This is a genomic window from Actinomyces sp. ICM58, assembly GCF_000283035.1.
Lineage (GTDB): Bacteria > Actinomycetota > Actinomycetes > Actinomycetales > Actinomycetaceae > Pauljensenia.
On the sequence record NZ_ALIY01000201.1, the window covers coordinates 1 to 14,395 of the forward strand.

The window sequence follows — 14,395 nt, forward strand, 5'->3', positions numbered from 1 at the left end:
CGAGCAGCGCGTGAGCGCGGCCCTGCGCGAGCTGCGCGCGGGCACGCCCGTCGTCTACCTCTACTGGTCCGAGATCGACCATTCCGGCCACTCCCACGGCGTCGCCTCGGACGCGTGGATCGGGCAGGTCGAGCAATTTGACGCGGGCCTGTCCACCCTGCTGCGCGGCCTCCCTGGCGGCGTGCGAACGGTTCTGACGGCCGATCACGGCATGATTAACGTGGAGCGCGACTCGATCGTCGACGTGGCCGCGACGCCCGCCCTGCGCGAGGGCGTGAGGATCGTGGCCGGAGAGACGCGAGCGGCCCACGTGCACGCGCAGGAAGGTTGCGCCTCGGAAGTGGAGGCACGCTGGCGCGAGGCCCTGGGGGAGAGCGCGTGGATCGTGTCGCGCTCCCAGATGCCCGCCCTCATCGGTGAAGGCAGCGGCGCGTCCATCATCGGGGACCTGCTGGTGCTCTCACGCGGGCGCGGCGGCGTCGTCGATTCGCGCACGCAGAGCGCGTCGGCTATTGCGATGCCGGGTATTCACGGGTCGGTGACCTCGACAGAGATGCGTATCCCCGTCGTCACCCTCTCCTAGGGGCGCTGATTTACGGCTTCGAGCCGAAGAGAATCTCATCCCAGCTGGGCACCGAACGGCGGCCCTTCTTCGATGCCGCGTTGCGCGCCAGGCGCGATCCCGTCGGCCCCTGGGCGGGCACCGAGCCCGTCGCGGTGGACACGGAACCGGTTGTTGCGGGCACGGCACCGGTCGTGGCGGAAGCAGCCTCATCGCCATCGGTGGTCACGACCTTCATCGGAATCGCGGGTGTCTCCTGCTCGTCCGTCTGACCCGAGGCGTCGCTTCCCTCTGTGGGGGAGGGAGCCTCGGAGAGCCACGGCAGAGCGTGCGGCGAGGTCTGGGCGCCCTCGCGTGCCCCACGCTGGGTCACCGGGATCGCCCCCGTCATGGTGGGGCGCGGGGCGGGCAGTTCGGGAGCCGCCGAGAAGAGGACATCCTCCTGTTCGGCGGGATCAACCTTGGTGCGGGCGGAGGCCAGCGAGTAGATTCGCGCCGAAATCGGGCCGGTCGACGGCTCGGGCTCGGGGTCCTGTGTCCCTTCTTCCTCGGCGATGGCCGCCAGGTACTCGGCCTCCTCGTCCACGTCGTCGCCCAGGTCGATCTCGATCTGCTGGCGCTTACCGCGCGCCGCATTGAGCTGATCGACGAGAGCCTCGCGGGTACGCAGGTCCTCCTCGTCCGGATCAGGCGCGGGCGCGGGGCGCGTGAGGGGAGTGAAGATGGAGGCGGTCGGAGAGGCCGAGATCTGCTCGGTCAACCACTGCGCCTCCTGATCGATGGCCTCGAGGGTGCCCGAACTCGACAGGTGCCAATGCGCGCCATGCTCGGCCGCGCCCTGCACGAAGGTCACGATGATCTGCCAGGGCTCGCCGGCCTCGCGCGTGGCCGCCCACTCCAGAGAAGAGGGGTCGACGCCGCGTGCCGCGAGACGATCCAGGACCAGGTCGCCCATCGTGGGCCCACCCTCCCCGATACGCACCGCGCGTGCGCGCGTGAGCGCATAGTCCTTCTCTGCCTGCACGGGGGCTTCGAAACGCTCGACAGCGCGCACGTCCATCCCATGCTCGGTCGCGATCTCCTGCGGGGTCGCGCCCGCGCGAAGCAAAGCCTGGATGTCGCGAGGAGCCAGCGTCGGGCGCGACGGAGCGACCTCAACGCGGGGCTTGTCGCGGCGCGTCGCGCCACGGAGCTCGTCCGAGATCAACACAGAGTAGCGTTCACCCTGGGCGTCAGTGAGCACCAGGGATTCGCCATCGGCGCTGGTCCCGAGCAATTCGAGCTCAATCATCACTTCCTCCTCATACGTCTAGGTGGAATCGTCTCAAATTATGCTGTCAATGTCGCGTAGCAGTGCGCGTGTCACACATACGATGGCACATGACGCCAACAAGTGTTATCCTCCCTGCGCATGGACCACTCGTGCAACAATGCTCGAGGGCGAAAGGGGAGAACCATGGCAACCGATTACGATGCGCCGCGCAAGAATGAGGACGAAGTCTCTGAGGACTCGATCGAGGAGCTGAAGTCCCGTCGCAACGATGCCGGCTCGGCCGAGATCGAAGAAGACGAGAACGAGGCTGCCGAGAATTTCGAACTGCCCGGCGCCGACCTGTCAAAGGAAGAGCTCACCGTCCACGTCGTTCCCCGTCAGGACGACGAGTTCACGTGCTCACAGTGCTTCCTCGTCCACCATGCCTCGCAGCTCGACCACCTGGATGCCAACGGCAATCCCGTGTGCACCGAGTGCGCGATGTAAGGTAGAGGAATGTTCGGACGAAAAAAGAAGACACACGACGACGAGATCGATGAGGTCGAGGCGCTGCCTCGCCTCAGCGACGAAGACGCCGACATCTGGAGCGAACCCGGGCCTCGTAACTACGGGGACGTGGACACCTCCGAAGGCTACGTCGATATGGGAGCCATCCTGTTCCCTGCCAGGCCGGGTATGCAGCTGCGCACCCAAGTCGCCGACGACGGTACCACGGTGCTGCAGATCCTCGTCGTGCTCGGAAACTCCGGCATCCAGATGAGCGTCGCCGCCGCACCGCGCTCGGGCGGTGTGTGGGACGAGCTGCGCGACGAGATCCGCTCCGGCTTCGAGAAGCAGGGCGCCAAGGTCGCCGACATTCGCACCCGCTACGGCAACGAGCTCCTCGTCGACATGCCCATGACGATGCCCGACGGTCGCTCCGCGACCTCGCGCATGCGCATCCTGGGCCGCGAGGGCGATCGCTGGTTCGCCCGCATCGACATCATCGGCCCCGCGGCCGCCGATGCCGATGCCGGCCTCGAGATCGAGAAGGTCATCGACCGCATCGTCGTTCGCCGCGACGAGCATCCGAGGACCCGTCTCGAGCTCCTGCCCGTCCGTCTGCCCGCGGGTGCTCAGGAAGCCTGACATGTCCTCGTGGATCTCTCGTGTCGGCGCTGCGCTCGGCCTCGACAAAGACGCTCGCTCCCTGGACGCTGCCCTCGACGAGGACTCGGCGCGTGCCGCCCGCGGTGTTACCCCCATTCGCGACGTGACGGATCGCAGCCATGCGCTGGTCTTCGGCACTCTCCTGGGCATGACCTACCCGCCCGAGGACGGCGCCCAACGCGTCCTCGTCGCAACCCTCTACGACGGCACCGACACCCTCGAGTTGCGCTGGCCCGGCCGCTCCTCCATTCCGGGGCTCAGCGTCGGACAGCGCCTCGAGGTTGAGGGGACCGTCGGCCACGTCGGGGAACGCCTGGTCATCATCAACCCGCTCTACCGCGTCATCGCGGGGGAGGGCTGATGCCGACTCCGCGATGGATGAGCCAGGCGACCTCACAGGAGTTCTCCTGGTCGCAGGCATTAGGCGGCACGCGCGGTGTCATCGAAGCCAGCGCACCCGGCCTGGTGTTCGTCGTCGTCTACGTCCTCACGCACGCGCTCGTGCCGACGCTCGTGGCTGCCTTGGCGGTCGCCCTCATCGCCTGCCTCATCCGCCTGATTCAGCGTCAGGGCGTCCAGCAGGCCCTCTCGGGTTTCTTCGGTGTCGCCGTTGGAGTTGTTGTCGCCGCCGCGACTGGACGCGGAGAAAACTACTTCGCGTGGGGCATCGCTACCAACGTCGCCATGTCGGCGGCCTTCGCGGTCTCGGTCCTCGCGCGCCGCAGCCTGGTCGGATTCTTCTACGCGATGGCAACGGGCCTGCCCACTGGCTGGCGGGCGGACGCCTCCCAGCGCTCCCTGCGCCGCCGCTGCAATGCGCTCACGTGGATGTGGGCGGGGCTCTTCGGTGTGCGCGTGGCCGTCCAGGCACCCCTGTGGGCCGCCGGCGCGGTCGCTGAGCTCGGCGTCGCCAAACTCGCCCTGGGGCTGCCGCTCTTCGCGCTCGGCGCCTGGGCCACCTGGTGGGGCCTGCGCGCCTACTCCTCGTCTTCCTCTGATTCCTCCGAGGAGGGGGAAGCGACCGCCTGACGTAGCTGGTCGAGGTCCGCGCCGTTCGCGTCGGGAACCAGGAGCAGCAGCTCGTCGGAGGCCTCGAAGACGTCATCCGCGCTGGGAGTGAGGGGTCGCCCGTCACGCAGGAGAGCTGCCAGCACAGAGCTGGGCGGAAGCTCCAGGGACTGCACGCGCCTGCCGACGACGGGGGAATCCTCGGGCAGGATGAGCGCGTGCATCGAGACGGCAGCCGTGTTGAAGGAGAAGAGGCGCACGGGAACGCCGACCGAGACCGCTTCCTCGACGAGCGCCGTCATGATACGCGGAGTCGACACCGACACGTCCACGCCCCACGCCTGATCGAAGAGCCATTCGTTCTTCGGGTTATTCAGGCGCGCGACCACACGGGGAACCGCGAACTCGGTCTTAGCCAGGAGAGAAATCACCAGGTTCGCCTTGTCATCCCCGGTGGCAGCGACGACAACGTCCGCGTCCTCAACGCCCGCGTCGCGCAGGGCGTCGGGCGAGCAGGCGTCGGCCAACACCCAGTCCGCGTCCGCCACGGAGGAGATGCGCAGCTTCTCGGGCATGTTGTCGATCAGTGTGATGTCGTGGTCGTGGGCGAGGAGCTCCAGGGCGACGCTACGGCCCACCGACCCGGCTCCAGCGATGACGATCTTCATGCTCATTCCTCCATCTTTGGCGGGTTGGCGAGCTGGTCACGTAGGCCCGTCGTGTCCGTCCCGTTGATCGCGAAATACAGTTGGTCATGCTCTTGGACGACGAAGTCGGGCGCCGCCGTGCGGATCGACCCCAGGCGCGAGGTGAAAATGATCCGGCAGCCGGTCAGATCCTCGACGACTTGGAAACTTAAGCCGTACCAGGCGGGGGAGGGTGTCGCGTTGACGAGGCTCACCGCGCCGGTCGGGTGGGACCAGATGAGCGAGGCATCAGGCGGGAGCATCCGGCGCAGCACGGAATCGGCGGTGCGCTGGACGGAGGCCACCGTGGGGATGCCCAGGCGCTCGTACAGGTAGGCCCGCGTGGGGTCGTAGATGCGTGCCACCACGTGTTCGACGTGAAAAACCTCACGTGCGACGCGCGCGGCAATAATGTTCGAGTTATCACCCGAGGACACCGCCGCGAAGGCGTACGCGTCTTTGATGTTGGCTTGACGCAGGCAGTCCCTGTCCATGCCGACCCCCGTGACCCTGCGGCCGGAAAAATCGGGGGATAGGCGCGAAAAGGCCTTGGAATCCTGGTCAATAATGGCCACGGAATGACCTGCCGCGTCGAGCGTTGATGCCAGGCGGGCGCCGACGCGCCCGCAACCCATGATCACAAAGTGCACGAGCACCAAAGTACCCCTCTCGGGGCCGAATATCCACGCGTGGTCTTGCGCTGTCCCCCAACGTGGGCGCGGTGGACTACGCTTGTTATTCGTGACGAACTTGTTGGCCTACGCGAAGCGCGTGCTCATCGGACGCCCGATGCGATCGGACGCGATGGGCCACCAGCTTCTTCCCAAACGCATCGCCCTTCCGATTTTTGCCTCGGACGCCCTGTCGTCGGTCGCCTACGCACCCGACGAGGTCCTCCTGACGCTGGCGCTCGCTGGCACAATGGCCGCCATGCAGTCCATCTGGGTGGGCGTTGTCGTGGCACTCGTGCTGGCCGTCGTGGTCGCCTCCTACCGCCAGACCGTTCACGCATACCCCTCGGGTGGCGGTGACTACGAGGTCGTGACGAAGAATCTCGGCCGTTCCTGGGGGCTCCTCGTGGCCTCGGCCCTGTTGGTCGACTACATCCTGACCGTCGCCGTGTCCATCTCCTCGGGCGCCAGCTACATCACGACTGCCGTGCCCGCGCTGGAGGGCTACGAGGTGCCTATCGCCGTGGGCCTCGTCGTCATCCTGGCGACACTCAACCTGCGCGGCACGCGCGAGGCCGGCAGCGCCTTTGCGGTACCTACCTACGTCTACATGTTCTCTATCGGCCTGATGGTCGTCGTTGGCTTCGCGAAGCTCGCGACGGGACACCTTGGCTCCGCGCCGACGGCCGCCTATGACCTCGTCGCCGCCCCCGGGCACGCGGACGGGCTGGCGGGGCTGGCGGGTGCTTTCCTGCTCATGCGTGCCTTCTCCTCGGGCTGCGCCGCCCTCACGGGCGTCGAGGCCATCTCAAACGGCGTCCCGATGTTCCGCCGACCCAAGTCACGCAACGCCGCGACGACCCTGGCCATGCTGGGCGGGATCGCCGCCGCCATGATGATCTCGATCCTCTTCCTCGCGCGCGCCACGGGCGTCAAGATCGTGGAGGACCCTGCTACGCAGCTGACCCTCGACGGCGCGCCGGTCCCCGACAAGACACCCATCGACCCGGCGATCTCCCAGATCGCCTCGGCCGTCTTCGGCCATGGTTCCATCCTCTTCATCCTCATTACAGTCGTCACGGGCTTCATCCTGGTGCTGGCCGGAAACACCGCCTTCAACGGCTTCCCGACCCTGGCCTCGGTCCTCTCGCGCGACTCCTTCTTGCCCCACCAGATGGTGCGCCGCGGCGACCGCCTCTCCTACTCCAACGGCATCGTGGTCCTCACGCTCGCCGCCATCGCGCTGATCGTCGGATTCCATGCCGAGACCACCCGACTCATCCAGCTGTACGTCGTGGGCGTCTTCATCTCCTTCACGCTCTCGCAGCTGGGCATGATTAAGCACTGGAACAGGCAGCTGCGCACCCGTCAGTCCGGCCAGGAACGTATGGCGGTGCTGCGCTCGCGCGCCGTCAACATCGTGGGTTTCATGATGACCGGCGCGGTCCTCGTCATCGTGCTGGCCACCAAGCTCACGCACGGCGCGTGGATCACGCTGCTCATGATCGCGGTCGCATTCGGCCTCCAGATCTCCATCCACCGCCACTACGAGACGATCAGCAACCAGCTGCGTGTCGACGACTGGCACGCTCGGCGCGCGCTGCCGACCCGCGTGCGCGCCCTCGTCCTGGTGTCCTCGCTCTCGCGTGCCGCGATGCGCGCGATCGCGGCGGCGCGCGCCTCTTCGCCCACCTCGATCGAGCTCGTGTCGGTGGTCGCCGACGATGAGGAGGAGAACAAGATCCTGCGCCAGTGGAGGGCGTCGGGCGTTCCGGTGCCTCTCACCCTGCTGTCAGCCCCCTACCGTGACATCTCCTCCGTGATCCTGCAGTACGTGCGGGGCAGGCGCCGCGCGATGCCCACCGAGATGCTCGTCATCTACATGCCGCAGTTCCTCGTCACCCACTGGTGGGAAAATTTCGTCCACAACCAGTCTGCCCTGCGTCTGCGTGCCGCTCTGCTCGATGTGCCCGGCGTCGTCATCACGATCGTGCCCTGGCAGCTCGGCGAGGATGATGTCGTCGAAGGACGTCAGCGCGTTAACGACCCGTTCCTGCGCGTCGGGTCCGCGGCCGCCTCGCCGGAGTCTGCCTCCCGCCCGCAAGCGCCCGCCAAGTCGCCGGGCGAGACCACCGATGAGGAGGTCTCATGAGTCCGCGCCCGTCCCGCCGTCGTCCCTCTCCTCGTCGGCGTCCCGACTCCGGGCGCTCGCGCGAGGGGATCGGCGAGATCCTCGAGCTGAGCGTCGGGGAGCCCGCCCACGGTGGAGCGTGTGTGGCCCGCGACGACAGTGGCCGCGTCGTCTTCGTGCGTCACACCGCCCCCGGGGAGGTCGTCCGCGCGCGGGTGAGCGCCGTCCAGAAGAAGCTCGCGTGGGCGGACGCCGTTGAAGTCGTGTCCGCGTCCGCGAATCGCGTCGAGTCCGTCTGGCCCCAGGCGGGTCCCGGCGGTGTCGGCGGTGGCGAGCTCGCGCACCTGACCCCGGCCGCCCAACGCGACTGGAAGTCCCGCGTGATCGCCGGGCAGCTGCGCCGCGTGGGCGGCGAGGCCCTGGCCGAGGCCGTGGACGCCCTCGGGGGAGTGCGTGTCGCTCCCGCGCCGGGAGACGAGGATCCGAGCGACGCACTGACCGGCCGCCGCTCGCGCATCGACGTGGTCATCGACGCGGATGGGCGCGCCGGCATGCATGAGTTCCGCGGCCGCCGCGTCATCGCGCTGGACGACATGCCACTGGCCGTTCCCGCGATCCGTGAGCTCGGCCTGTTCGACGAGGACACGCCGTGGCGTTGCCTGTGGAAGCCTGGGGATCGCGTGCGTGCGGTTGCCCCTTCCGGCGGCGATCCCGTTGTCCTGATCGGCGAGGACACGTACACCGCGGACGGCGTGCGCATCGACGCCGACGTGTTGCGCTGGGATGTCCCCGTGGGCGTCGGCGTGGAGTCGTACCACGTGCGTCCCTCCGGTTTCTGGCAGACACACGTGCGCGGCGCCGAGGTGCTCGCGAACGCTGTGCTGGCTGCTGCGTTCGGCCCGGACGAGGCCGGGGTCGGCCGCGCTGTCATGGAGCTGTACTCCGGCGCGGGCCTATTTTCCGTACCGCTCGCACGCGCCGTTGGGGAGTCGGGGCGCATCGTGACGCTCGAGGGGGACGAGGGCGCCGTGCGTGACGCCGGCGAGAACGTCGCAGCCTTCGACTGGGTGGATGCCTTCGCCGGAAACGTCGACCGCGAGGGTGTCGTCGACCTGTCCGGGCAGCTGAGAGCCGTGCCGGACGTCGTCGTGGCCGATCCGCCGCGCGCCGGAGCCGGCGCGCAGGTGTGCGAGGCGATCGCCGCCACGGGTACCCCACGCGTCGTCCTGGTGTCCTGCGACCCGGCCGCCGGCGCGCGCGACCTGCGCACCCTGACCGAGGCCGGATACGAGCTCGAATCGCTGCAGGCGTGGGACCTCTTCCCGCACACTCACCACGTGGAGACGGTCTCTGTTCTGAGCCGCTAGCGGCTCCTTCTGCGCTCCTGCATGCGCGAACCCCACGACGTCTGTGTGCGTGCCTCGATCGCGCGGCGCTGATCGCGGTACATGCGATTCACCAGGTCGCGCTCGGACACCCAGCCAACGACTCGTCGATCAACGTCCACGACCGGCAGAGACTGCAAGCCGGTACGCCGCAGCGCCGAGAGAACCTCGGACGGGGGAGCGGAGGCGGCCACGGCCTCGTCGATGAGCGGCAGATCCGACAGGGGAGCGTCGAGGGAGCCGTCCTCCTGCGTGAGCTCGGCCAGGCGCAGCGAGGACACGAGACCGACGTAGCGTCGCTCCTCGTTTACGACGGGCAGCACCGTCTCCTTCGTGCGACGCAGGGCTGTGATCGCGGACGCGGCGCTCGCCTGGCACGCGAGCGTCTCGGGAGCCTCCGTCATCCACTCGGATGCCGCGCGCGTGCCGAGGAGCGTTCCCTCGACCGGGTCGTCGAGGACGTCCCCGCGGCGGCGCAGCTTCTCCGTGTAGATGGTCGCGCGCGTGAGGAAACGTGAGGCGCCGGTTGCGATGACGACCGCGAGCATCATCGGAAGGATCAACGAGAACTGGCCGGTCATTTCCACGATGATCAGGACCGCCGTCATGGGAGCACGCGCGGCACCCGCGAACGCTGCGCCCATGCCCACCACGGCGAAGACGCCGACGGGAGAGCCCGACAGGGGGGAGATGACGTCCCCGAAGGCGGCTCCCGCCATCGCGCCGATGAACAGCGTGGGCGCGAAGACTCCGCCCGAGCCACCCATGCCGATCGTGAAGGACGTGAATACGGCGCGCCCCACCATCAGGGCGAGGAGGAATGCGATCGAGTAGCTACCCGCGATGGCCTGCTCCTCCAGCGGATAACCCGACCCGAACATGTAGGGGAACGCGACGAGGCCCCCGCCGAGGACGAGGCCGAGGACGCCCGGGCGCGCCCACTCGGGCAGGTGCGTGTGCGCCCACAGCCAGTCGATCGCGTCCTCGCAGGCGTAGAGGAGCTTCGAAAAGCCGAGGCCGCACAGCCCGGCGACGAGGCCGAGGAGGGCCACCCACCACATGTCCGACATCGACGCGAAGGTCAGGTTGTCGGCGACGCGCACGACCATCTCGTCTCCCTGTAGGAGGCGCGCCACGATCGAGGATGTCACGGCGGAGAGCACGACGAAGCCGAAGGTCTCGGCCGTGAACTCCACGAGGATGACCTCCAGGGCGAAGACAGCGCCCGCGAGCGGCGCATGGAAAGTCGCCGCGATGCCCGCCGCGGACCCGCACGAGGCCAATAGGACGACGCGGGAGACGGGCATGTGCAGCCACGAGGCGATGGTGGAGCCCAGGGAGGCCCCCACCTGGACGATCGGTCCCTCGCGTCCGGCCGACCCGCCCGAGCCGATCGTCAGGGCCGAGGCCAGGATCTTCACGACCGCGACGCGCCCCGGGATGCGCCCGCCTTTGCGGCGCACCGCGAGCATGACCTCGGGAATGCCGTGCCCCTTTGCCGAGGGGGCGAAGCGCTGGATGAGCGGACCGTACAGGAGGCCCGCGACGGCGGGAGAGAGGAGCAGGAACAGCCACGGCGCCCACCCCCACAGCCCATGCGAGGCCCCAATGTGCGTCGTGTACTCCTCGAAGCCCGTCGACACCCACGTCCATGCGCGGATCGCCAGGTTAAAGAGCACCGCCGCAGCGCCGACGATAGCGCCAACGAGTGCGGCGGCGACGCCGAGCAGGGAACGATGGGAGGCGAGGGCGTGGCCGACGCGAACGCGCGTCCCCGCAGCCGAGCGCTCGGACCGCGGGGACTGATCGGTGGGGCTCACAGGTTCGCGATCTCTACGTGAATGGGGGTATCGGTGGCGATGCCCCACACGGTGCGGTAGAAGGACAGCTCCGAGAGCAAGGCGTCCTTGATGTTCTGAGCCGACCGGAATCCGTGTCCCTCGCCCTCGTAGAGCTTCAGGGCGACCGCGTTCCCCGCGGCACGCAGGGCCTCGTACATTTCCTTCGCCTGCTCGACGGGCACCACCGGGTCGTCGGTGCCCTGCAGGAGCATGAGTGGAGCCTTGATATCGGCGACTCGGTTGACGGGCGAACGCTGCGCCCACACCGGGTCGGACGGGTCGTCGGTGCCCAGCAAGATGCCGTCGTAGTGAGACTCGAACTTGTGGCTGGTTTCTGCCAGCTTCGCCAGGTCTGCGATACCGGAGAACGACGCGCCCGCCGTGAAAATGTCGGAGGATGCAAGCGCGTTGAGCACGGTGAATCCGCCGGAGGAACGGCCTCGGATCGCGACGCGCGCCTGATCGACGCGGCCCAGGTCGATGAGGTACCGGGCGCCGTCGACGCAGTCCTGGACGTCCATGACGCCCCAGTTGCCGTTGAGGCGCTCGCGATAGGCGCGGCCAAAGGACGTGGAACCGCGGAAGTTCACGTCCAGCACGGCGAAGCCGCGGCTGGTCCAGTACTGGAAGGGAACCTGCAGGCCGGGGCGCGCGGCCTCGGTCGGGCCGCCGTGCACGTTGACGATGAGCGGGGGCAGCTCGCCCTCGGGAGCCTCATAGTCCGGGTTGACGGGAGCGTAGTAGAAGCCGTGGGCATCCTCCCCGTCCTGCGTCTTCCACGTGATCATCTCGGCAGTGGACACGAGGGCTGTGGGGACCTCGGCCTCCGACGACGGACGCAGAACCTTCGTCTTGCCGCGCGACACCTCGATGATCGCCGGGGTGTGCGTGGCGGAGTCGGCCAGGAAAACGACGCGGCCGTCGGCGGCCGCCACGTTGCCGATGGGCCACCAGCCGGTCGCCCACTCTTCGGTCAAGCCGTTGTCAATGCGGACGGTGCCGATGTGCCAGACCTGGTCCTCGGCCCACGAACACACGAGGTAGTCATTGTCGAAGTTGTCGTAGGAGTGCAGGCCGAGGTGCCAGTGCGGGTGCGAGAACGCGCGCGTGCCCGGGTGCAGGGCGCGGGTACGCAGGCGCGACGTCCACGCGTTCGGATCCTCGTCCTCATTCCACGTGAAGCCCTGGGTGCGGTACAGGTTTGCCCAGCCGGAGGAGTCATCCACGTGGATGAGCTCTCCGTCGAGGGTCCAGCGAGGCTCGTAGACGCACACGCCCGGCTGGTCGACCAGGACGACCTCCCGGTCGATGCGGCCCTCGAAGGTCAGGGATGCGACGTGCAGTTGCGAATAGGTCCACGGCATATTCGGGTGGTTCCACGAGAGCCACGCCAGCTTCGTGCCGTCGGGGGAGACCGTGGGGGCCTGCGCGAAGTCGGTGCCGCCAAAGACGGGGATGACCGCGTCGTTGTCGCGAGCCGCGGAGCCGTCCAGCGGGATCGCGACGATCGAGTTCACGGGCTCGCCCTCGCCCGAATGATCCTCGGCGACCGCGTAGACGAGGTCGCGCACGTCAGCGATCCAGAAGTCTCCGTAACGCACCTTCGACAGGGGCGTCAGCGGACGAACGCCCCGGCGCGCGTCCGAGGTGTCGAAAGCGTAGACGCGGCCGTCCGTGCGATCGGAGAACACGATGAGACCGTGGTGAACCGCGTAGGCCTTGCCGCCGTACTCGTGGACGCGGGTGCCGATGTCGGGCAGTCGGGTGCCGTCGATCAGCGGGAGGACTTCGCCCGTCTCACCGGTGCTCCGGCGGCGCAGGAGCGTGCCACGGCCACCTTGCAGCGGATGCCCCTCCACCCAGTAGGTGTCCGGACCATCGACGCGGACCTGGGACAGGGTGACGGAGCGGGCAGTGAAAGAATCGCCCGTGATCGGTGACTTCCAGATGCCGTGGGGTGCGACGGTGACGGACATAGTGCCTCCTAGATCGGTTGGCGAGCCAATACCTCTATCTTAATGCTCGCGCATGGGGCCTGCGCGGATCGGGACCCGATGCTCCCGTTTTGATCTGTAGGTGAGACGATGGGCAACTACACTAGAAACCATGTCTGGAGCACCAACGACGCGTGACCTGTTGTCTCGCTGCACCGCCCCTCGTGAGCTGCGTCGCCTCGATCGGGGACAGCTTGACCAGTTGGCGGCGCAGATCCGCGCCTTCCTGATTGACAACGTGTCGCGCACGGGAGGCCACCTCGGCCCGAACCTGGGCGTCGTGGAGCTGACGATTGGCCTACATCGCGTCTTCCGCTCCCCACAGGACACGATCGTGTTTGACACGGGGCATCAGTCATACGTGCACAAGCTGTTGACGGGACGTCAGGACTTCTCGTCCCTGCGCAGCCCGGGAGGCCTGTCGGGGTACCCCTCGCGCGCCGAGTCCGAGCATGATGTCGTGGAATCCTCCCACGCCTCGTCCTCCCTCGCGTGGGTGGATGGCATCTCCCGCGAGAAGCACCGCCGCGGGGAGCGCACGTGGACGGTCGGCGTCATCGGTGACGGCGCTCTCACGGGAGGACTGGCCTGGGAGGCCCTCAACAACATTGCGGCCTCCAAGAACCGTCGCATCGTCATCGTCGTCAATGACAACGGCCGCTCCTACGCTCCGACTATCGGTGGTCTCGCGGACCACCTGGATGCGCTGCGTACCTCCGCCGGATACGAGAAGGCCCTCGCCTGGGGCAAGCAGCATCTCCTCAGCCACGGAACCCCCGGTCGAGCCGCCTACGACGCGCTCCACGGGCTCAAGTCGGGCATCAAGGATGCGCTCATGCCGCAGGTCATGTTCGAGGACCTCGGCCTCAAGTACATTGGTCCCGTCAACGGGCATGACATCTCCTCGGTCGAGACGGCCCTGCGTCGCGCCCGTTCGCTCGAAGAGCCTGTCATCGTCCACATGATCACCGAGAAGGGGCGCGGCTACAAGCCTGCGGAAAAGGACATCGCGGACCGCTTCCACGCCGTTGGCCCAATCCACCCGGAGACGGGCCTGCCGGTCGCCCCCGAACGTTTCGGGTGGACCGGCGTGTTCGCCGACGAAATCTGCGCCCAGGCGCGGGTACGCGATGACATCGTGGGCATCACCGCCGCCATGATGAATCCCGTCGGCTTGGGTCCCATGCACGAGGCCTTCCCGGGGCGCGTCGTCGACGTGGGCATCGCGGAGGCCGAGGCCATCGCGTCGGCGGCCGGCATGGCCTACGAGGGCGCCCACCCCGTCGTCGCCCTGTACGCGACCTTCCTCAACCGCGCCTTCGATCAGCTGCTCATGGACGTGGCGTTGCATCGTGCTGGCGTTACCGTCGTCCTTGACCGCGCCGGCATTACGGGCGCGGACGGTGCCTCCCACAACGGCGTGTGGGACATCGCGATGTGTTCGCTGATTCCCGGGATTCGGCTGGCCGCGCCTCGCGACGAAGACACACTGCGCGCCGAGCTTTGCGACGCCCTCGACGTCAGCGACGCGCCCACGGTCCTGCGCTACCGCAAGGGCTCCCTGCCTGACCCGATGCCCGCGCTGCGTACCGTCGGGGGAGTGGACGTCCTCCTCGACGAGGCCGGGGCCGACTCGAGCCCGCGGGTGCTCATCGTCGGAACCGGCGCCTGCGCGCCCGACGCGATCGAGGCAGG

At 68.0% G+C, this 14,395-nt stretch carries 13 protein-coding genes; 8 read left to right on the plus strand and 5 right to left on the minus strand.

Features of this window, described 5'->3' with window-relative positions:
* On the plus strand, nt 1–583 hold a 583-nt coding region (locus tag HMPREF1138_RS08995; protein WP_009058977.1), incomplete at its 5' end, for an alkaline phosphatase family protein.
* A 10-nt stretch (nt 584–593) separates the two neighbouring features.
* Here HMPREF1138_RS08995 and sepH read toward each other — a convergent pair.
* Nucleotides 594–1,853 (minus strand): septation protein SepH, encoded by a 1,260-nt coding sequence (gene sepH, locus HMPREF1138_RS09000; RefSeq protein ID WP_009058979.1) that lies wholly within the window; start codon nt 1,851–1,853, stop codon nt 594–596.
* Between the two features lie 165 nt (nt 1,854–2,018).
* On the opposite strand from sepH, the gene HMPREF1138_RS09005 reads away from it, so the two are divergent.
* From HMPREF1138_RS09005 to HMPREF1138_RS09020, 4 genes are read left to right on the plus strand one after another with little or no spacing between them, the layout of a single operon-like run.
* Nucleotides 2,019–2,321, plus strand: coding sequence for a DUF4193 domain-containing protein (locus HMPREF1138_RS09005; RefSeq protein ID WP_009058989.1), 303 nt, complete (start codon nt 2,019–2,021; stop codon nt 2,319–2,321).
* A gap of 9 nt (nt 2,322–2,330) precedes the next feature.
* On the plus strand, nt 2,331–2,963 hold the full coding sequence (locus HMPREF1138_RS09010; protein ID WP_009058976.1) for a DUF3710 domain-containing protein: 633 nt from the start codon (nt 2,331–2,333) through the stop codon (nt 2,961–2,963).
* A gap of 1 nt (nt 2,964) precedes the next feature.
* Complete coding sequence (locus HMPREF1138_RS09015; RefSeq protein ID WP_009058975.1) at nt 2,965–3,345, plus strand: OB-fold nucleic acid binding domain-containing protein; 381 nt, start codon at nt 2,965–2,967, stop codon at nt 3,343–3,345.
* Nucleotides 3,345–4,013, plus strand: a complete 669-nt coding sequence (locus tag HMPREF1138_RS09020; RefSeq protein ID WP_039937762.1) for a DUF3159 domain-containing protein — start codon at nt 3,345–3,347, stop codon at nt 4,011–4,013. Before HMPREF1138_RS09015 ends, HMPREF1138_RS09020 begins: the two co-directional genes overlap by 1 nt.
* Here the strand turns inward: HMPREF1138_RS09020 and HMPREF1138_RS09025 are convergent.
* Both HMPREF1138_RS09025 and HMPREF1138_RS09030 read right to left on the minus strand, forming a co-directional pair.
* On the minus strand, nt 3,962–4,660 hold the full coding sequence (locus HMPREF1138_RS09025) for a potassium channel family protein (RefSeq protein ID WP_039937765.1): 699 nt from the start codon (nt 4,658–4,660) through the stop codon (nt 3,962–3,964). The two genes, HMPREF1138_RS09020 and HMPREF1138_RS09025, sit on opposite strands and share 52 nt — an antisense overlap.
* 2 nt (nt 4,661–4,662) lie before the next feature.
* Nucleotides 4,663–5,313: a potassium channel family protein gene (locus tag HMPREF1138_RS09030; RefSeq protein WP_443110659.1), complete on the minus strand. Its 651-nt coding sequence runs from the start codon at nt 5,311–5,313 to the stop codon at nt 4,663–4,665.
* 106 nt (nt 5,314–5,419) lie between these two features.
* On the opposite strand from HMPREF1138_RS09030, the gene HMPREF1138_RS09035 reads away from it, so the two are divergent.
* Both HMPREF1138_RS09035 and HMPREF1138_RS09040 read left to right on the plus strand, forming a co-directional pair.
* Complete coding sequence (locus HMPREF1138_RS09035) at nt 5,420–7,501, plus strand: APC family permease (RefSeq protein WP_009058980.1); 2,082 nt, start codon at nt 5,420–5,422, stop codon at nt 7,499–7,501.
* Entirely contained in the window at nt 7,498–8,847 is a 1,350-nt protein-coding gene (locus HMPREF1138_RS09040; RefSeq protein ID WP_009058987.1) for a class I SAM-dependent RNA methyltransferase, read from the plus strand. Before HMPREF1138_RS09035 ends, HMPREF1138_RS09040 begins: the two co-directional genes overlap by 4 nt.
* On the opposite strand, the gene HMPREF1138_RS09045 is transcribed toward HMPREF1138_RS09040, so the two are convergent.
* Both HMPREF1138_RS09045 and HMPREF1138_RS09050 read right to left on the minus strand, forming a co-directional pair.
* Nucleotides 8,844–10,685, minus strand: a complete 1,842-nt coding sequence (locus HMPREF1138_RS09045) for a chloride channel protein (protein ID WP_009058974.1) — start codon at nt 10,683–10,685, stop codon at nt 8,844–8,846. The two genes, HMPREF1138_RS09040 and HMPREF1138_RS09045, sit on opposite strands and share 4 nt — an antisense overlap.
* On the minus strand, nt 10,682–12,682 hold the full coding sequence (locus HMPREF1138_RS09050) for an alpha/beta hydrolase family protein (protein WP_009058978.1): 2,001 nt from the start codon (nt 12,680–12,682) through the stop codon (nt 10,682–10,684). The genes HMPREF1138_RS09045 and HMPREF1138_RS09050 overlap by 4 nt, the downstream gene beginning before the upstream one ends.
* A 130-nt stretch (nt 12,683–12,812) precedes the next feature.
* Between HMPREF1138_RS09050 and dxs the strand changes: the two genes are divergently transcribed.
* Nucleotides 12,813–14,395, plus strand: a 1,583-nt coding sequence (dxs, locus tag HMPREF1138_RS09055; protein WP_009058984.1) for a 1-deoxy-D-xylulose-5-phosphate synthase, incomplete at its 3' end; no start/stop codon positions are given.